Here is a 19,542-nt window from a genome sequence, read left to right on the forward strand (position 1 = left end):
TATAGGTTGCTCGTTATAAAATCTTAGCCACGGTTTTAATCAACCTAAACGCGATGACACTCATTTTACTTGGGCTGATAAAGTACTGTATCGATCCATGAATTACCACACCTGTTGCTTTTATTGTCTGAGCAATGATGGGGTTGTGGATGACTGTAAGCGTTTAATTAGCGGCGTCTTACAAAGCCATATTCCAGAGTAGCAGAACCTCTGTTTGCTCAACGCTATTGTTTACGCCGTTGCAATCAGGCGGTAGAAGTTGCCGCTGGACGTTGCCCTCGGTGATCCGCACCACTTTTGACATCGAGCTAAGCGAGTAAAATAACTTAACGAGGTGAGCAATGAAATCCAAGTTCAAACATAAGCAGTACGCCCCAGAGTTCAAGTCAGAAGTTTTAAAGCTGCAGCCAAAACCAGCGTCGCTTTAGTAGCCAAAGATAGCAGCCAAAGAGCTCAGTGTTTATGAGTCGCAGATCTATCATTAGCGGGCAATATCCAAAAAAACTATGAGTCTGCGCACGGGGATGTAAATTGGCAGCGGAAGTCGCCAAGCTTAAATAGCCACTCGCTGAACAGCGGCACTCGAAATTATAAAAAAGGTAGCCACCGACTTCGCGAACAACCAAAAATAGAGCGGTTCTCCTTTATGCTCGCGCACGCTTGCTGGTTCTCGGTTACTCGAATGATCCATGCGTTAGTCATCCGCCGAAAAAACGTTCGAGGAGGTCTTCGTTTATCAATTTGGTGGAAGTGGCGGGTGACGAACCCGTGTAGCTAACTGCTTGTTTTCATTGGGTTGGCCTGAGGCCATAAATCAATAATGGCACACCAAAGTGGCACAAATCAACACAAAGTGCCACTTTTTGGTCTAGGTTTGGTGTCTCGCCTATAACGGCGGAAAGCTGGTGAGCTTGGTTATAGAAATAAGTCATAGGAAATTGATTTGAAGTGCGATGTCGCTGCGTATGAAGGCTTCGAATTAATTCAAGTACTGGCATATCTGGTGTTATGCCGAGTGGACAAATGAGCATCTATGGTGCGATGGAAAAGAAGTTAAAACTGAAAGATGTGGTAATACTTAATCAGCGGTTGATTGTTTATGGTAATTGGTTAGAAACCAATACTTATAATGTCTTCAGCCGCTTTAGTTTAGCTTTAAGGAAAATAGAAATGTCCGGTTGGCGTTGATCATAGATCTGTGGCTAAGCTTTCCTTGATTTACTATCACTTTACTATCGAGCCGGAATCCTTTTGCAGGTGAATCGCCTCTTCTCGGCGATGTCGGTAATGCTTCGGTGATTCATTATATTTACGCTTAAACCAGCGGGTCAGGTGGGCACTGTCAGCGAAGCCACATTCTTGGGAAATTAGGGTGATGGAACGGGCGCTATTGGTGAGTAGCCATTCAGCATGTCGGATACGCATATCCCGATAGAAATCAGAGGGGGTGACATTGAGTGAGTCCATGAAGGCCTTATTCAACTGCCTCATGGTGACATTCAGCTGTTGAGAAATTTCTCTAATTTCTAGCGGTTCAGCGATGGTTTTTTCCATCATAGCGACCGCGCGGCGAACGCGAACATCATTCACTTGCAACACAATATCAGCAAACTGATTACCTATATGAGTTTTACTTTGCTCGTCGTTGCCATAATCCAAAATAACCAGCTTGAGCGCTTTGCGGGCCAGCAAGGGGCCGCAATGTTTTTTCACTAACTCGGCGGCTAAATAAGCGGGTGCAGCGCCGCCAATAGAGGTAAAACGATCGCGATCGACGGTATAAGTTTGGTCTGATAGGGGCAGTGGGGCTGAATATTTTTCGGTAAATTCATTAAAGTGCTGAAAGTGGATGCTGCAGCGATAACCCTCAAGCAAGCCGAGTTCTGCCATGATAAAACTACCGGTGCAGATGCCCACAATTGGTAAGCCATGTTCTGCACCTCGCTGGATAAATTCGCCTAAGGCATCAGGTAATATATAGCTTCCGCGCAGAATACCGCCGACAACAACTATATAGTCGAAGTCGTCATAACTAACCTCTGTGATTAGTTTTTTTGGGGCTATTTCAATTCCTGAGCTGGCGCAAATATTATCATTGTTGTTGGATACGACGGTCCAATGACACAGGTTCATCTGGCTGCGGTCAGCGGTATCACCGGCCAAGCGCAATACATCAACGAAGGCCGAAAAAGAGAGCATGCTGAAAAAAGGGCTTAGTACAAAGGCGACACGCAAGTTAGGCTCCTGAGTGTTAATTAACATATCGATGGGAGGGAGAGTTTCATCTGCGTCAGTCATAACAGCAAGCCTGATTAATATCGTTAATTGACTATAACGTATCGACTAGCGTGCTCAAACTCGTTATGTAACTCTCAGTTAAATAAGGCAGCAATACTGCTTATAACTTTTTTGGTTTTGGAGGGTTAGGCTTCTGGCCCCCAAGTGTCCGGCAGAGTGTACCCCAACGGAAAGGGGTCGGATGGGTCAACGCCATACTCTTCCATCGAGTAGATCCAAGCCCGGCCCTCTATACGCGGGATAATAGCCTGCTTATCACCCACGGTGGTCTCAGCGACGACTTCACAGATAAAGCGCCCATCAATCGTGGATTTTATCTTCACCGGCTCATTCATTGCGATCTGATGACGGGCATACATCACTGCTAAGCGAGCAGAACTACCAGCTCCGCATGGTGAGCGATCAACTCTGCCGGGGTAAATAATATTGGTACTGCGTAGTTCGCCTGCATAGTTGCCGGTAAAAATGGCATATTCAATTTTATTTAGGGATGGGTAAAGAGGGTGCTGAACGCTAATTTGCTCGGCGGCGGCCTGCTTAATGCGAGTGCCTAGTTCTACTAAGGTACGGGCTTCGGATGGGCGTAGTTTTAAGCCTAGGGCATTGGCATCGACGACGGCAAAGTAGCAACCACCATAAGCGATATCAACGGTCAGTTTCCCGAGACCCTCAACCTCGATCTGCTGATCGAGGGCTTCGACAAAACTGGGCACCATGGTCAATGAAACGCTTTTACACTTGCCGTTTTCGCAATGTGCCGTGGCGGTGACTAAGCCTGCTGGGGTATCCAGTACCACTTCGGTGTGTGGCTCCTGCATCGGTATCATGCCGGTTTCGAGCAGGGCGGTGGTGACGCACATACTGTTGGAGCCCGATAAGGCATGGGCACAATCGGGTTGCATCGGAATAAAGCCAACATCGGCTTCCGGTTGGGTGGCGGGCAATAACAGATTCACGGTCATCTGAGAAAAACCGCGAGGTTCAAAGAGTGCAAAGCGACGGATGGAGTCATCGACCGTATTGATATAGTTCATTTTGTCCATCATGCTGCGTCCCGGAATATCCAGGACACCAGCCGTAATCACCCGGCCAATCTCTCCCTCGGCATGTACACCCAGAACCGATATTTTTTTATTCCATTGCATGGTATTACCTCTGCTGAGAGTGTCGGCCAGTAGCCTGACCGACCCTCGTTGCTGCTGTACGATGCTAGTGGTTATATTCCTTTGCGGCGTCGAGCAGCCAGCTCCAGATATACTCGCTATAGCTGCGTTCGACATAGATGTCGAAACTATCGACACTGTGCCGATGCAGGAACACTTTAGTGATGGCTAGGCGGGTTTGTAAGCACTGTCCCGCAGGGAAGGTCGTTTCACTAAAATTAAGACTGCAGCCTTTTTTTAGCAGATCGACACTGGCTTGACCCTGAAGGTGAAAGCAGCATTGCCCATCGGTTACCGACATATAAACCTGACCACTTTGTGCCAGTTTATTCGCCAGTGTAGCTTCATCTTGCTCTTCACAGATCAGATACCAGCGTTGCGGGTTGGCCCAGATAGCGCGAAAGGCTCCTGCTTGTGTGACCTCTCCGCTTTGTCGTGGCAGTGTTAATCCCGTTGCGGCAAAGACGGCGTCGGTGAAGTGGCTATCCTCTGGATTGCCCCACAGAATAAATTTACCCCGGAAGCTTTGATCCGATAGTTTCAACGTCTTCAGATTGCTACTTTGCTGTAGCAAGCGGGTTGGAATAGGCCCAATGCGCTGGGCTTGCATGCTCTTAGAGGCGATATTAAGCATTGAGTAGTCCTCCATCTTCGTCATAAAACAGTGGTTTGGTGACCTGAGCGGTCACGGTTTTACCATCAATATGCAGGGTGACTTTTTCGCCCAACCGTTCGAGGCCATTTTCCAGCAGCGCCATGGCCATTGAGCGACCGAGGGTTGCGCTCATATAGCTTGACGACACATGACCTTGCGAGCGTGTTTGCCCAGCAGATTCAAGACGAATTTGAGCCCCTTCAGGGATAACATAAGCGGGTTCATCGGTCAGCAAACCAACCAGTTGACGTCGGCCAGAACGGGTTAATTCCGGTAGGCTAAGTGCCCGCTTGCCGAGGAAGTCCGCTTTTTTCTTACCGACTGCCCAGCTCATGCCAAGGTCGAAGGGTGTGACCGTGCCGTCAGTTTCTAGACCAACCGCGATATAGCCTTTTTCTGCCCGTAGTCGATGGATCGCTTCCAACCCGAAGGGCTGAATACCTAAATTGGCACCGGCTTTTATCAACGCATTCCACAGGGCCGGCGCATAACTTGAAGGCACATTAATTTCATAACTATGCTCGCCGGTGAAACTGATGCGGAACACTCTCGCCGGTATCTCGGCAACGGTGCCTTCTCTAAATTGCATATGCGCAAAGGCTTCGGTGGAGAGATCAATATCCGTGCCGACCTGTTGCAGTAATTCACGCGCATTTGGTCCGGCAATCGATACGGCGGCCCATTGCGTGGTTACTGGCGTGACATAAACATCCCAATCGCTCCATTCACACTGCAGCCACTCTTCAACCCAGCTATAAACCGTTTCGGCATTACCGGTAGTGGTCGTCATGTGATAGTGGTTTTCACCCAGACAGGCGGTGACCCCATCATCAAAGATAAAACCGTCCTCTTTTAACATCACACCGTAGCGGCAAGCCCCCGGCTTGAGGGTGTTCCAGCCGTTGGCATAGAGCATATTAAGAAGTTTCAGTGAATCAGGTCCCTGAATATCCAGTTTGCCTAGGGATGAGCCATCGAAGATACCGACCCCTTGACGCACGGCACGGCATTCGCGCAGTACGGCTTGTTCGCGGTTTTCGCCCGCGAGTGGGTAATAATCGGGACGCAACCAGAGTCCTGCCGGTTCAAATACCGCCCCCGCTTGTTGGTGCGTTTCATACAGGGATGTCTTGCGTCGAACTTGGAAAAACTCCCCAACCTGACGGCCAGCAACAGCGCCAAACGAAAGCGGAGTGTAAGGCGGACGGAAGCGGGTTGTGCCAACGGCCGGAATGGTGCTGTTCTGTTCTTCGGCCAGAATGGCGAGTGCATTGATGTTGGATGTTCGTCCTTGATCAGGGCCCATACCGGTTGCAGTATAACGTTTCAAGTGCTCAACGGAGCGGTAACCCTCACGGTTAGCCAGTTCCACATCGCTGCTGGAAACATCATTATGTAGATCGACAAAACGTTTGGTCCCTTGTTTGCGCACAGGCACACGCCATAGCGCCTGTGGTATGCAAGAGGACGACTCATCGGCCTCTGGCCAGTTAGCTTGAGTGCTTTGGAAACCTGCCTCGAGCAGTGCCTGATGAGCGGCCTCAGCGCCTTCACGTAAGGCATCTGTCAGGCTGAAGTGGCCATTGCAGGCACCCACTGACTGAAGCTCCTGAGGAATGGAGGCAGGGTCGGGTCGCAGACAAAGCTGTGCTTCATCATATAGCAGCTTACCACCGGCCTGTGAAAACAGGTGTACCGTTGGTGTCCAGCCACCGGATTGGATAACCAGGTCGCACTGAATCTGCTGCTGTTCAGAGGTGAGTGTGTTTTGCGCGCTAAGGCCGGCTACTTCAACCGCGGTGACACGCTTCTTACCTAACACATTGTGCACAACCGAGCCGCTTATTAGCGGGATATTGTGGTTGCTTGCTTGCTGGCGCAGGGCTTTCGGTGGCGCTTGGCGAACATCCACAATAGCGGCAACGGTAACGCCTTTTTGCTGTAATTCAATCGCGCTCTGATAGGCCGTATCATTATTGGTAAACAGAACCGCTTTTTGCCCCGGTTTAACGCCAAAGCGATTGATATAGCTACGGGCGCCAGAGGCTAACATCACACCTGGGCGATCGTTATTACCAAAGACTAACGGTCTTTCGATTGAGCCCGTGGCCAAGATGACCTGTTTGGCTCTGATTTTCCACAGCCGTTCACGGGCAATGCCTCGACGGCGGACGTTTTCCGCTAGGTGATCGGTGACTCGTTCAAGGGCGGTTAAAAAGTTACCATCGTAATAGCCTGTCAGCGTGGTGCGCGGCAATAGGGTGACGTTGGCAAATTGTTGCAGTTCGGTGAGGCTTTGCTCGACCCACTGTAGCGGTGTTTGCCCATCGATTTTAGCGGTGTCTGCTAATAGGCTGCCGCCAAATTTAAAATCTTGCTCGACCAGCAAAATACGGGCGCCACTCGGTGCCGCTTGGCGCGCTGCCATGAGACCGGCAGGGCCGGAACCAACGATGACGAGGTCGAAGTGATCATAGCGATATTCATAGGTATCGGCATCTTCGACTTCAGGAGCCTTACCTAACCCCGCAGAGCCGCGAATAGCATGTTCATAGATGTTCCAGAACTTAGCCGGCCACATAAAGGTTTTATAATAAAAGCCGCTGGGTAATAGGCGTGAAAATGCCCCGACCATTGCGCCAACGTCATGTTCGACACTCGGCCAGCAATGAATGCTGCGGCTGTTGAGGCCTTCATAGATCTCAATTTGGGTCGCACTGACGTTGGTGGTGTGCCGAGCACCATTACCTACTTGAACATAGGCGCTACACTCTTCAACACCGGCGGACATGATGCCTCTTGGGCGATGCAGCTTGAAACTCCGGCCTATCAAGTCGACACCATTAGCCATCAACGCCGAAGCGAGGGTATCACCAGCGACACCGGTATAGGGCTTATCATTAAAACTGAAGTTGATCGTTTGCTGACGGTCGATCAGTCCGCCTTGAGTGAGACGGTTGTTGGCATGGCTCATGACAGACCCTCCGGAGCGTCATCGCCCATTTTATACACGGCCTTAAATTGATGGGTTTGGCTGCAGCGTAACGCGTTAAACCACTGGCCACAGCCAAAGCTGTGCTGCCAACGCTCGGCCTGCAAGCCCAGAGTGTTTTTGCGGTAATACAGATAATCCGCCCAGGCTTTATCATCCACCTGTTCTGGATCTGCTGGGCGGGTAATATGTGCCTGCCCACCGTAATGAAATTCATGTTCTTCGCGAGCCCCGCAGAAGGGGCAATTAATCAATAGCATGGTCTTTCCCTCTGTTAGTGCACGCCGGACGCCGCGCCTTCATCAACCAGTCGGCCGGATGTAAAACGATCCAGCCCAAACGGTTTCACTAGCGGATGGGCTTTATCATTGGCGACGGTATCAGCCATCAAATCGCCGGCACCGGGTGTTGCTTTAAAACCGCCTGTGCCCCAACCACCATCGAGATAGAGGCCTTTAACATCGGTTAGTCCCATCAGAGGACTACGGTCTGGGGTAATATCGACGATACCGGCCCAGTGACGCATCATCTTGACACGACTGAACACGGGATAGAGTTCTAGTATCGCCTGTAGCGTTTCTTCGTTGACTTGCCAGCTACCCCGTTGCGAGTAAGACAGGTATGGGTCGTTAGAGGCACCGATAACCAGTTCACCTTTATCGGATTGACTGATATAGGCATGCACGGTGGAGTCATTAATAATGGTGTTCATGCAGGGCTTCATCGGCTCAGACACCATCGCCTGTAACGGTACGCTGACCATTGGTAACTCCAGTCCCGCCATCTTAGTGAGGTGGCCTGAGTGGCCTGCGGCGCAGAGCAGCACTTTATCGGCTTTGATCGTGCCTTTGGTGGTTTCCACCCCTTTGATCGCATTATTGGTGACAATCAAATCCTGCACTTCGCATTGTTGAATGATATCGACGCCTAGTGCATCGGCACCACGGGCATAACCCCAAGCAACAGCATCATGGCGGGCGGTTCCGCCACGGCGCTGCACGATGGCGCCAGTAATGGGATAGCGGGCAGAGCTTGTTAGGTTGGCGTTAGGCAACCATTTCTTTAATTGCTGCATGTTGAGAATTTCGGATTCGATACCGTTCTCGATCATGGCGTAGTGTCGTTGTAACAGGGTCGACATCTCGTGATGGGAGTGTGCGAGGTTGAGCAAACCGCGCTGGCTGAACATCACGTTATAGTTAAGCTCTTGCGAGAGACCTTCCCATAACTGTAGGGAATGCTCGTACAAGCGGGCACTATCATCGCGTAGATAGTTCGAGCGAATAACCGTGGTGTTACGGCCGGTGTTACCACCACCCAACCAACCTTTTTCAATGACCGCGATACGTTTAACGCCATGCTTCTTAGCCAGATAATAAGCAGCGGCTAATCCATGACCGCCACCCCCGACAATAACGATATCGTATTCACGGGCAGGGGCCGGATTACGCCAAGCGGCCTGCCAGTTTTTATGATGGCTAAGGCTGTGTTGCAGGAGTTTGAAAAACGAGTACTTCTGCATAATGGACTCCTATAGAGCGTTTATATTTGTTGATGCCTTCGAGTGGATGGCCATTACAATTTAAGAATATATGGCTTGTTTAAATTGAACGCTAAGTGCGTTTTATTGAACAGAGAGGTAATTGAAGATAAAAAAATGCAGAAGCGGGGCTTCTGCATCAATTGTGCTGCGAATTTGCCTTAACTTGCCGGTTATTAAGCGAGTTAAGACGAATCGGTTAAAGTTAAGTGAGGGCGCTTAGGTCCATTCAAGAATGACTTTGCCTGAGGCTCCAGACAGCATGGCATCGAAGCCCTGCTGATAGTCATCAATTTTAAAACGGTGGGTGATAATGGGTGAAAGATCGAGACCGCTTTGTAACATAGCGCTCATTTTGTACCAGGTTTCATACATTTCACGGCCGTATATCCCTTTAATGATCAACCCTTTAAAGATCACCTGACTCCAATCGATGGCCATATTGTCACCGGGAATGCCGAGCATGGCGATCTTGCCGCCGTGATTGATGCAGTCGAGCATGCTATGAAACGCCGAGGCAACCCCAGACATCTCCAAGCCTACATCGAAACCTTCGCTCATGTTGAGTTCCTGCATGACGCTTTTGAGGTCTTCGGTGGCGACATTGACCGCCCGGGTAACGCCCACTTTCTTGGCCAGTTCCAGTCGGTAGTCATTAACATCGGTGATTACCACATGTCGGGCACCGACATGACGACAGATCGCCGCTGCCATAATGCCGATAGGGCCAGCACCGGTAATCAACACGTCTTCACCGACCAAATCGAAAGACAGTGCCGTGTGGGCTGCATTGCCTAATGGGTCGAGAATCGAAGCCATTTCATCACTGATCGAATCCGGCAAATTGAACGCGTTACTCGCCGGAATCACCAAGTATTCGGCGAAGGCGCCGGACCGGTTGACGCCGACGCCGAAGGTTTCTCGGCAGAGGTGTTGTTTACCTGCACGACAGTTACGACAATGACCGCAGACTATATGACCTTCACCGGAGACCCGGTCACCCAGTTTAAAGCCGGAAACGCCTTCGCCGATCTCAACCACGGTACCGACATATTCATGACCAACAGTCATGGGCACGGGAATGGTTGACTGAGCCCAACTGTCCCAGTTATAGATATGCATATCGGTACCACAGATGGCGGTCTTATTGATCTTGATAAGAATATCGTTATAGCCCGGCACCGGTTTTGGTTCATCACATAACCAGAGTCCGGTCTCGGGTTTTGATTTCGCCAGTGACTTCATTCGATGACTCCTAGCTCTCGTCCGACCTTGGCAAAGGCTGCGATTGCTTTATCGATATGCTCTTTATCGAGCGCAGCGGATATCTGGGTTCTGATACGGGCTTTACCTTGCGGCACGACAGGGTAGAAAAAGCCGACGGCATAGACCCCCTCTTCTAATAAGCGAGCCGACATGGTTTGCGCCAGTTTGGCATCCCCTAGCATCACTGGAATGATAGGGTGTTCACCGGGTACTAAATCAAACCCAAGCTCACCCATTGCTGCACGGAAATACGCAGCGTTGTGGTGCAGTTTCAGGCGAGATTCGGCCGATTCTTCCAGCATATCCAGCACTTTTACCGAAGTCGCGGCAATCACCGGCGCAAGCGTATTTGAGAACAGGTAGGGACGGGAGCGTTGACGCAAGATCTCAACGACCGATGCCTTGGCGGCCACATAGCCACCCGAGGCGCCTCCGAGGGCTTTGCCCAATGTACCGGTGATGATATCGACACGGCCCATCACATTGCAGTGCTCATGGGTACCACGGCCATTTTCCCCCATAAAGCCGACCGAGTGAGAGTCATCCACCATCACCTGAGCATTATATTGTTCAGCTAAATCGCACACGCCCTGCAAGTTGGCAATGGTACCATCCATGGAGAAGACCCCATCGGTGGCGATCAACTTAAAGCGCACACCCGCCGCATCGGCAGCTTTTAACTGAGCTTCTAGATCGGCCATATCATTGTTGGCATAACGGTAACGTTTGGCTTTACACAAACGCACCCCGTCAATAATGGAGGCGTGGTTGAGGGCATCAGAAATGATCGCATCCTCAGGCCCTAACAGGGTTTCGAATAAGCCGGTATTGGCATCGAAACAGGAGGAGTAAAGGATGGTATCTTCCATCTGTAAAAACTGGCTAATACGGTTTTCCAACTGTTTATGGATGGTTTGAGTACCGCAAATAAAGCGCACGGACGCCATGCCATAGCCATATTGGTCAATCGATTCTTTGGCTGTTTCTCGTAGTTGTGGGTTATCAGCGAGGCCTAAATAGTTATTGGCACACATGTTGACCACCTGTTCACCGGTGGTGATGTTAACCTCCGCTTTTTGATGCGAACTGAGCACCCGTTCGCGTTTAAACAGACCTTGCTGCTCAATGTTTTCAAGTTCGTTTTCAAGGTGATCAAAGAATGATTGTTTCACAGAGGTTGCTCCTCATTAATTATTAGTGGGTAAAAAAAGCGTTGTGCAGGGATTGAACCGCCTGACTAATATGAACATCGTCGATAAGTAACATTAGGTTTATGCTTCGATAGCCAAGACTGAGCATCTCGGTGTCTATCTGTTGTGCTTGTAGGATGGCCAATACATCGACGTTATAGCGGATGAAGTCGTTTGGCTGTGGCGCAACAATCGCGATAATGGTTTTGTTGTTAACCACTTCACAGTCGCTGAACGCTTTTAGCTCTTGCAGTGCTAAACTGAGTTGAGCAGAACTTTCCGTCGAAAATGATAAAGATACTTCTGATGTTGAAATCATATCGACAACAATCTGATATCGACCCAGTATAGTGAAAATTTCCGCGAGAAAGCCTGAATGTTGCAACATCGCTGAAGAGTTGATGGTGACAATAGTTTGATGTTCTTTATAGGCGATGCTGGTGATCTGATCCCGATGATTCGATGTCGTTTGGCGAATCAGTGTGCCGGGATGCTCCGGGGCATTGGTGTTCATCACCAGCAGAGGGATAGCGGCCCGTGTGACCGGCTCCAGTGAGGCAGGGTGCAAAATACGGCTGCCAAAACGAGCTAATTCGGAGGCCTCTCTAAAGCTCATCTGGGGAATATTACGGGCATTGGCAACCAGTCCAGGGTCTGCACTCATGACGCCGTCGGTATCGCTCCATATCTCGCAACTGTCGGCGACTAACGCCTCGGCAAACAGAGTGGCGCTAAGGTCGCTACCATTACGACCCAAGGTCGTTATATTGCCCTGCTGATCTTTGGCGATAAAGCCGGTTACGACTGGAATAACGTTTTCAAAGGTGGGTCGGTGTTTGGCAATCGCCTGTTGATAACCCTCGATAGGACGGGCGGCACCAAAGTTCGAATCGCTGATTAAGCCTAACTCCCAAGCATCGAAAGGCAGTGCGTTGAGTCCCTGCTGTCGTAGATACCAAGCAATCACCCTGACCGACATGCGCTCGCCGAAGCTGGCGACATAATCGAGTGTGCGAGCACTCAGTTCCCGAACCAGCGAGATACCACGCAGTAGGGCGGTTAACTCTTCATAGAGTGCTTTTAAGCAGGCATCAGGGCAGCCTAATGATTGGCAAATTTGCTGTTGTCGAGCCAATGCTTGGGGGATATCGAGATGGCCTTGTGCAGCTTGATGTGCTGATTCGATCAGCTGCGATGTCACTCCTTTATGGGCTGAACTAATGACCACCTGAGGCTGGTCAGCACGGCTTTTGATAATGTTGGCTACTTTCTCTATCTGCTGTCGGTCGGCAACTGAGCTACCACCAAATTTAATGACTATCATCATGTACACCCAGGTTGTTATTTTTCTTCTCAGTACCCCGCGAGAAGACAGGAAGTATGGGAATAACATTAAGCGGTGATGGATTTTTAGAATTGAATAAAAACCGCGTTTTTCAGAATGAAAAAACAGCCGCGAGAGATGTGTTCGCGGCTGAAAGGGGGTTCTCAAGTGTTTTATATCACCTGAGTACCGAGGCAAGGTCAGTGAAACGGATATTATCGAGTTCACTTAATGGTTAAGCATTAGCAAAAATAATCGTTTTTCCTTGGTCAACGAAAATCCTTTTTTCAATATGGTATTGCAGCGCTCGGGCCAGTGTTTGGCATTCGATGTGTCGGCCCTTTTCGGTCAGGCCAGCGGTGCTGTAAGTATGATCAACCGTCTCAACGCGCTGAGTAATAATGGGACCTTCATCTAAGTCGGGGGTGACGTAATGGGCGGTTGCTCCCACTAGTTTTACGCCTTTATCAAAGGCTTGCTCATAGGGTTTAGCCCCTTTAAAGCCGGGTAGCAGCGAATGGTGGATATTGATCGCCCAACCATTTAACTGCTGGCATATCTCCTGAGACAGCACCTGCATATACCGAGCGAGAACGACGAGGTCGGCGTTTTTCTCTTGGATAATCGCCATCATCTGACGTTCTTGATCAGGTTTGGTGTCAGCGGTTATCGGCAGGTGATAATAGGGGATACCATGCCACTCGGCGAGTGATGCCAAGTCGGGATGATTGGAAATAATGGCAGGAATTTCTATTTTAAGCTGCTGGGTTCGGTAGCGATAAAGTAGATCATTGAGGCAGTGATCGTGTTTGGAGACCAATATGATAACCCGAGGTTTCCTATCTATTTCTGATAGTTCCCAAGTGATATCGTGTTGCACGCTTTTAGCTTTGAAAAAACGGTTAAATTCAGCCATATCAAAGTCTTTACCGTCATCAAAACCAAAGGCAGAACGGAAAAAGAATTTATCAGTTTTAACATCGTCGAAGGAGTGAACCTCGTTCATATACGCGCCAAAATGAGATAGGCTGGAGGTGAGTAGGTCAAGCGCGCCGATCTTTCGAGGAGCCGATGCGGTGAGTATATGGGTGGTATCTGTATTCATATTGGCATACCTGTTTCATTTTAGTTGTTATAGGGTGATCTAGGGTATTCAATGCGGCGCGCTAGCATTCGATAACATTGACCGCGAGACCGCCGAGTGAGGTTTCTTTATATTTACTTTGCATATCGATGCCGGTTTGTTTCATGGTTTTGATTACTTTATCGAGACTGACAAAATGCTCGCCATCACCGTTTAAGGCGATCCGGCAGGCATTGATCGCTTTCACCGCCGCCATCGCATTGCGCTCAATACAGGGCACCTGAACTAAGCCGGCAATCGGATCGCAGGTCAGGCCGAGATTGTGTTCCATGGCAATTTCAGCGGCATTTTCGATCTGCTGGGGCGTGCCTCCAGAAACGGCGGCTAAACCTGCCGCCGCCATCGAGCAGGCTGCGCCCACTTCACCCTGACAGCCGACCTCGGCACCGGAGATTGAGGCATTCTTTTTACACAGAATGCCGATCGCAGCCGCGGTTAAGAGAAAGCGAATCACGCCGCTTTCATTACCGGAATAATAGAAACGCATGTAGTAATGCAAGACAGCCGGAACAATGCCTGCCGCGCCATTGGTGGGAGCCGTGACGACTCGGCCACCGGCGGCATTCTCTTCATTAACCGCCAAGGCATATAACGACACCCAATCCAGCGCGGAAAGAGGATCACGCAGTGATTGTTCTGGACGGGATGTCAGCTTGCGGTGCAGTTCTGCGGCTCGTCGTTTGACGTTGAGGCCACCGGGAAGAATACCTTCCTGCTGACAGCCTCGATTGACGCAGTCTTGCATCGCTTGCCAGATGATCATTAATTGTTCGTTGATCTCGGCACGGCTGCGCCATTGTTGTTCGTTAGCCAGCATGATGTCACTGATCGACAGTCCCTCGCGCTGACAATGTCCTAACAGCTGTTCCATACTGTCGAACGGGTAGGGTGTTTGAGCGTCGATTAAGTCACTGTCTTTTGCGGCGGCGTTTTTGAGGGCCGCATCATCGACGACAAAACCTCCGCCAATAGAAAAATACTCGCGGTTTAGGAGGGTTATTCCCGCCGCATCTCGCGCGCTAAACCGCATTCCATTAGGATGCTGCGGTAAAGGCGTGAGAATCAGTTTGAGATCGTCCGCTTCATTAAACGGAATGCGATGGCCATCAGGTAGGCGCAATTGGCCCTGCTTGCGAATCTCTTTTAAGCGTTGCTGCATCACCTCCGGCTCGGCGGTATCGGGTTGCTGTCCTTCTAGCCCGAGAATCACCGCCATATCAGAGGCATGGCCTATCCCTGTGGCGCCGAGCGAACCCAGTAGTTCGATTTGAATACGCACAACCTGCGGCAGTAGGCCACTAAGCTGCAGTTCGTGGGAAAAACTGGCTGCCGCCCGCATCGGTCCAACCGTGTGCGAACTAGACGGACCGATACCTATTTTAAAAAGATCGAAAACGCTGATGGCCATATATACCTCTTAGGTTCGTAACCGCTTATGCGTAGACAGGAAAACGGGCGCAGAGCGCTTTGACGTTCTCTTTTACTTGGTCGATTACGTGAGGGTCTTCGAGGGCGTCCATGACGTCACATATCCAGCCGGTCATTTGACGGACTTCTGGCTCTTTAAAGCCTCGGCTGGTGATCGCCGGTGTGCCGACGCGAATACCGCTAGTGACAAACGGCGATTGTGGATCGTTAGGCACGGCGTTTTTATTAACGGTAATGTTGGCTTGGCCTAAGGCGGCGTCGACGGCTTTACCTGTCAGTCCTTTATCGATCAGATCAACCAGCATCAGGTGGTTGTCGGTGCCGGCGGAGACGATGTTATAACCCCGCTCAATAAAGACTTCTGCCATGGTGTAGGCATTCGCGACAACCTGACCTTGGTAGTGCTTGAATTCGTCGCTCATCGCTTCGTTAAAAGCGACCGCTTTTGCCGCAATGGCGTGCATCAACGGGCCGCCCTGTTGTCCTGGGAAAACCGCAGAATTAAGTTTATTTTCAAGTTCTGGATTGGCTTTCGCCAAAATTAGACCACCACGAGGGCCGCGCAGGGTTTTATGGGTTGTGGTGGTGACGACATCGGCATAAGGAATCGGAGTGGGGTAATGGCCGGTTGCTACTAGTCCGGCAACATGTGCCATATCGACCATCAAGTAGGCGCCGACACTGTCTGCAATCGCGCGGAATTTAGCCCAGTCAACGGTTCGAGAATAGGCAGAGAAACCGGCTAAAATCATTTTTGGCTGGTGCTCATGGGCGAGACGTTCTACTTCGGCGTAATCAATTTCGCCGCTCGCTTCATTTAGACCATATTGTATGGCGTGATACATTTTTCCTGAAAAATTAACGTGAGAACCATGCGTTAAGTGACCGCCGTGGGCAAGGCTCATACCGAGTACGGTATCGCCGGGCTCTAGCAGGGCCATATAGGCGGCGGCATTGGCTTGCGAGCCTGAGTGAGGCTGTACATTGGCATAGTCGGCATTGAAGAGTTTTTTCGCCCGTTCAATCGCCAGAGATTCGACAACATCGACATGTTCGCAACCGCCGTAATAACGTTTAGCGGGGTAGCCTTCGGCATATTTATTGGTCAGTGAAGTGCCCTGAGCTTCCATCACGAGTGGGCTGGTGTAGTTCTCTGAGGCAATAAGCTCAATATGCTCTTCTTGGCGAATACCTTCAGCGGTAATGGCGTCCCACAGTGCCGGATCACTTACTTGAATCGAATTTTTTTTATTAAACATAGAACTAATACTCATTAGCAAATCAATTGGAGCGCTAACGTTAATTCACAGCTCGGTCTTTGAAATAGAACGGTTGGTACTTAAATTTGAATATAAGTGGTTTGCTGGTGGCTTAATTGGAATGACATTTTTCGTCTTTTAAGGAGGTCGTTTTATAGCGTGAAGGTCGTTTTGACATCGCGCGTGGCTGGCTTGGCGTCGATTATTGTTGAGGCTGAGTACTGTGGCTGGTGGATTGCCCGTTCTAGAATAAGTTGTCTGCGTTCAATTTTGCTTTGGCGATAACTTGCAGGATGAATAGACATCAAAGCGACGTTCCCCGTCTGGTGTGAGCAACAAGTATAACAACGAACTCTTTCAGGGCTACTTTTATGAACAAGATAAAATCGATATCGAAAAGTATTATTTCTAGTATTACCATCGCAGCCGCTTGTTTAGGCGCTATTGAGGTTAGCGCGGCCACACGACTGACGATGGCAGGGCAATTTAACGAAGACCACATCGCTACCAAAGCACAGCGGGTGTTTGCTGAACGGGTTGAAGCTGAAACCGACGGTCGGGTACAGATTCGGGTGTTCGCCGCCAACCAGTTGGGTGATTATACCCAAGTGTATGATGAGCTTCGTATCGGTACCATTGATATGGCGTTGATCAGTGTGCCGAGCCAGTATGATAAGCGGTTAGAGCTGGGTTATTTGCACTACATTGCCAAAGATTATGAAGGGATTCGTAAAAATTATTCACCGGGTTCTTTTGTCTATAACAAAATGAACCAGCTTCATAATGAGCAAGGCGTGAAGTTCATGGGATTCCATGTTGATGGTTTTGGTGGCATCGGACTGACCAAATTACCTGCAAATATCAAAGATGTTAGCTCTCCTAAGAATGATGTCCTCGTGCGTGTACCACCGATGGATATCTTTAAACTCACGGCGGATGACCAAGGCTTTAGAACGGTTTCCATTCCTTGGGCCGATCTTTATACCGCGATGCAAACCGGCGTAGCGGATGGTTGGGTGGGCGGTACTTCTAGTCTGAACTATCAGCAATTCCGAGATGTGATCAAATACTATGTGGTCAATAATAACTTTATTGAACATACCGCTTGGCTGATGAGTCAGAAATCTTTGAGCAAGGTATCGCCAGAGGATGCCGTTACGATTGAGCGGCTTGCCAATGAGTTGGCTGCGCAAAGCATCAATGAAAGTGAAGAGAATGATGAAAAAGGGCTGCAACAGCTCGAAGAAGCAGGCATTCAGGTTATCCGTCTGAATGATGCTGAACTGCAAGACTGGGCTAACAATGCCCGGATTAAAACTTGGTCAAAACTCAGAACTGTTTTAAGTGCTGACCTGATTGAAGAACTAACACAGGAATTTGTTAAGTAAACCCTGTGTAGTTGCGGAGGGTAACCCCCTCCGTTGTTTTCGTTCAGCTTTTGATCGGGTATATCACATGTCATTATTATGTAGGTTAAACAGACTGCAACTTAAAGGTCAGGCCGTGCTGATGGTGTTGGCTTCAGTCTTTATTGTTCTCGGCGTTAGTGCGATGGCGATCATGCGCTATGTTTTTGAAAGCAACCTTTACGGTGCTGAAGAGATCATTCTAATAAGTGCATTTTGGATCTATTTTCTAGGTGCTGGCCATGCCAGTTATCAGCGTAAACATATCTGCGCGGAAGTTTTTTCAGTCTATTGCCGCTCGGAAACAATTAAATCTGCCGTCAAAGTGCTGGCCGAGACGATCACTCTAGGACTTGCAGCACTCTATACCTACTGGGCAGTTGAGTTTGTCTCACGCAGCTTTTTGGAGGGCGGGGTAACACCGGTTTGGCGAATTCCCTTAGTCGTTGTACACGTATCAATTTTAATTGGCTTTATCCTGATTGCGCTTTATTCCGTACGGGATCTAAAGCACACACTAAAAAAAATACGTTCATAAAGTTAATCTTTATATTCTAAGGATGGCGGTTCTATGGTTATTGCACTTGCGCTTACTATTCTTATCTTTACCTTGATTATCGGGGTGTCTGTGCCATTCGCTTTTTTGGCTTCGGCAACCTCAATTATATTTTTATATGATTATGATCCAGCATTTATATTGCCCTATGGCTTTAGCCGTATGAATAATATTGTATTATTAGCCATCCCCCTATTTATTATTGCGGGTAGTGCTATTAATAAATCTCACCTAGGCAATAAACTGGTTGATCTGATCGAACTGTTTGTTGGTCATATAAAGGGTGGCCTTGGGGCGGTAACAGTTGTCTCCAGTGCGGTTTTTGGGGCGCTAACGGGGAGCGCATCAGCAACGCTTTCAGCGATCGGCACCATTATGTTTCCGCGCTTGGCAAAATCAGGATACCCGGTCGGGCACTCAGCCGCGTTGATTGCCAATGCCTCGGTGTTAGGGTTGTTAATCCCCCCCAGCGCCTTGATGATTCTCTACGCTTGGGTCGGTAACCAATCGGTCTTAGCCTCCTTCTTAGCCTGCTTTATACCGGGTATTATTGTCACGATATTGCTCTGTGTCGTTAACTACTTTCTGCTCCGTAATCACGATGGTCTTACGGTCTCGCCAGCGCTAAAAGGGCGTGAGTTTGTCACCGAGTTTCGTCGCCGCGGCCTGAATTCAATGCCCGCTCTGGCGATGCCTATTTTGATCTTAGGCGGAATCTATGGCGGCTTTGTAACCCCGACAGAGGCGGCTGCGTTATCGGTGTTGTATGTCATCCCTGTGGGTATCTTTGTGTATAAAGAGCTGAATCATAAAACCCTATGGGAGGTTTTTTTAGAGTCCGCCGTTACCACCGGTGTGATTATGATCATGCTGTATTGCGTCATGATTCTGAGCCGCTTGTATGTGATGGAAGACTTACCCGGCACCATTTTAAGCTTTTTTGATGACCTATCGATTAGCCCAATTATGGTGTTATTACTGATTAACATCGTCATGGTTGTTATCGGTATGCTCATGGATGATGTCAGTGCCGTGTTGCTGGCAACCCCACTAATGTTGCCGCTGGCGCTTGAGTTAGGGGTGTCGGGCACGCAGTTTGCCGCCATCGTTGGCGTGAATTTAGGGATGGGTAACATTACTCCGCCCACCGCGCCATTACTGTATCTTTCAGGGCAACTGAGTGGGGCGTCAATTAAAGACACTATGAGGCCTACTTTGTATATGATCGGCTTTGCCTGGATACCTACCTTAATGTTGGTAACTTTTATACCGGAAGTATCACTTTGGTTACCTAGGTTTGCTGGCTTAGGTTAACCGTCTG

General features: G+C 49.4%; 16 protein-coding genes. 4 read left to right on the top strand and 12 right to left on the bottom strand.

Annotated features, from left to right (window positions below; all coding sequences use genetic code 11):
• The first annotated feature begins 1,023 nt into the window (after nucleotides 1–1,023).
• Nucleotides 1,024–1,188, top strand: coding sequence for a hypothetical protein (locus tag KO512_RS09975; RefSeq protein WP_215952198.1), 165 nt, complete (start codon nucleotides 1,024–1,026; stop codon nucleotides 1,186–1,188).
• 36 nt (nucleotides 1,189–1,224) lie between these two features.
• On the opposite strand, the gene KO512_RS09980 is transcribed toward KO512_RS09975, so the two are convergent.
• The 12 genes from KO512_RS09980 to glyA all read right to left on the bottom strand — a co-directional run bounded on the left by KO512_RS09980 (nucleotide 1,225) and on the right by glyA (nucleotide 16,259).
• On the bottom strand, nucleotides 1,225–2,298 hold the full coding sequence (locus KO512_RS09980) for a GlxA family transcriptional regulator (RefSeq protein WP_215952199.1): 1,074 nt from the start codon (nucleotides 2,296–2,298) through the stop codon (nucleotides 1,225–1,227).
• 125 nt (nucleotides 2,299–2,423) lie between these two features.
• Nucleotides 2,424–3,443 (bottom strand): proline racemase family protein, encoded by a 1,020-nt coding sequence (locus KO512_RS09985; RefSeq protein WP_215952200.1) that lies wholly within the window; start codon nucleotides 3,441–3,443, stop codon nucleotides 2,424–2,426.
• A gap of 64 nt (nucleotides 3,444–3,507) precedes the next feature.
• On the bottom strand, nucleotides 3,508–4,095 hold the full coding sequence (locus tag KO512_RS09990) for a sarcosine oxidase subunit gamma (protein WP_215952201.1): 588 nt from the start codon (nucleotides 4,093–4,095) through the stop codon (nucleotides 3,508–3,510).
• Nucleotides 4,088–7,090: a sarcosine oxidase subunit alpha family protein gene (locus KO512_RS09995; protein WP_215952202.1), complete on the bottom strand. Its 3,003-nt coding sequence runs from the start codon at nucleotides 7,088–7,090 to the stop codon at nucleotides 4,088–4,090. Before KO512_RS09995 ends, KO512_RS09990 begins: the two co-directional genes overlap by 8 nt.
• Entirely contained in the window at nucleotides 7,087–7,368 is a 282-nt protein-coding gene (locus tag KO512_RS10000) for a sarcosine oxidase subunit delta (RefSeq protein ID WP_215952203.1), read from the bottom strand. The genes KO512_RS09995 and KO512_RS10000 overlap by 4 nt, the downstream gene beginning before the upstream one ends.
• Before the next feature lie 14 nt (nucleotides 7,369–7,382).
• Nucleotides 7,383–8,630, bottom strand: a complete 1,248-nt coding sequence (locus tag KO512_RS10005) for a sarcosine oxidase subunit beta family protein (protein WP_215952204.1) — start codon at nucleotides 8,628–8,630, stop codon at nucleotides 7,383–7,385.
• Between the two features lie 237 nt (nucleotides 8,631–8,867).
• Nucleotides 8,868–9,893 carry an L-threonine 3-dehydrogenase gene (gene tdh / locus KO512_RS10010; RefSeq protein ID WP_215952205.1) on the bottom strand — a complete coding sequence of 342 codons (1,026 nt, stop codon included), beginning with the start codon at nucleotides 9,891–9,893 and terminating at the stop codon, nucleotides 8,868–8,870.
• Nucleotides 9,890–11,086, bottom strand: a complete 1,197-nt coding sequence (locus KO512_RS10015) for a glycine C-acetyltransferase (protein ID WP_215952206.1) — start codon at nucleotides 11,084–11,086, stop codon at nucleotides 9,890–9,892. Before KO512_RS10015 ends, tdh begins: the two co-directional genes overlap by 4 nt.
• A 22-nt stretch (nucleotides 11,087–11,108) precedes the next feature.
• Nucleotides 11,109–12,431, bottom strand: a complete 1,323-nt coding sequence (locus KO512_RS10020) for an aspartate kinase (protein ID WP_215952207.1) — start codon at nucleotides 12,429–12,431, stop codon at nucleotides 11,109–11,111.
• A 232-nt stretch (nucleotides 12,432–12,663) separates the two neighbouring features.
• A complete protein-coding gene (gene purU / locus KO512_RS10025; RefSeq protein ID WP_215952208.1) occupies nucleotides 12,664–13,533 on the bottom strand; it encodes a formyltetrahydrofolate deformylase in 870 nt (289 codons plus the stop codon).
• 61 nt (nucleotides 13,534–13,594) lie between these two features.
• A complete protein-coding gene (locus tag KO512_RS10030) occupies nucleotides 13,595–14,980 on the bottom strand; it encodes an L-serine ammonia-lyase (protein WP_215952209.1) in 1,386 nt (461 codons plus the stop codon).
• Between the two features lie 25 nt (nucleotides 14,981–15,005).
• Nucleotides 15,006–16,259 (bottom strand): serine hydroxymethyltransferase, encoded by a 1,254-nt coding sequence (glyA, locus tag KO512_RS10035; protein WP_215952210.1) that lies wholly within the window; start codon nucleotides 16,257–16,259, stop codon nucleotides 15,006–15,008.
• Between the two features lie 371 nt (nucleotides 16,260–16,630).
• On the opposite strand from glyA, the gene dctP reads away from it, so the two are divergent.
• The 3 genes from dctP (at nucleotide 16,631) to KO512_RS10050 (ending at nucleotide 19,535) form a co-directional block, all read left to right on the top strand.
• Nucleotides 16,631–17,647 (top strand): TRAP transporter substrate-binding protein DctP, encoded by a 1,017-nt coding sequence (dctP, locus tag KO512_RS10040; RefSeq protein ID WP_215952211.1) that lies wholly within the window; start codon nucleotides 16,631–16,633, stop codon nucleotides 17,645–17,647.
• A gap of 67 nt (nucleotides 17,648–17,714) precedes the next feature.
• Nucleotides 17,715–18,203, top strand: a complete 489-nt coding sequence (locus KO512_RS10045) for a TRAP transporter small permease (protein WP_215952212.1) — start codon at nucleotides 17,715–17,717, stop codon at nucleotides 18,201–18,203.
• A gap of 33 nt (nucleotides 18,204–18,236) precedes the next feature.
• Nucleotides 18,237–19,535 carry a TRAP transporter large permease gene (locus KO512_RS10050; RefSeq protein WP_215952213.1) on the top strand — a complete coding sequence of 433 codons (1,299 nt, stop codon included), beginning with the start codon at nucleotides 18,237–18,239 and terminating at the stop codon, nucleotides 19,533–19,535.
• Nucleotides 19,536–19,542: the final 7 nt, after the last annotated feature.

Source organism: Amphritea atlantica, from assembly GCF_018860855.1.
GTDB lineage: Bacteria > Pseudomonadota > Gammaproteobacteria > Pseudomonadales > Balneatricaceae > Amphritea > Amphritea atlantica_A.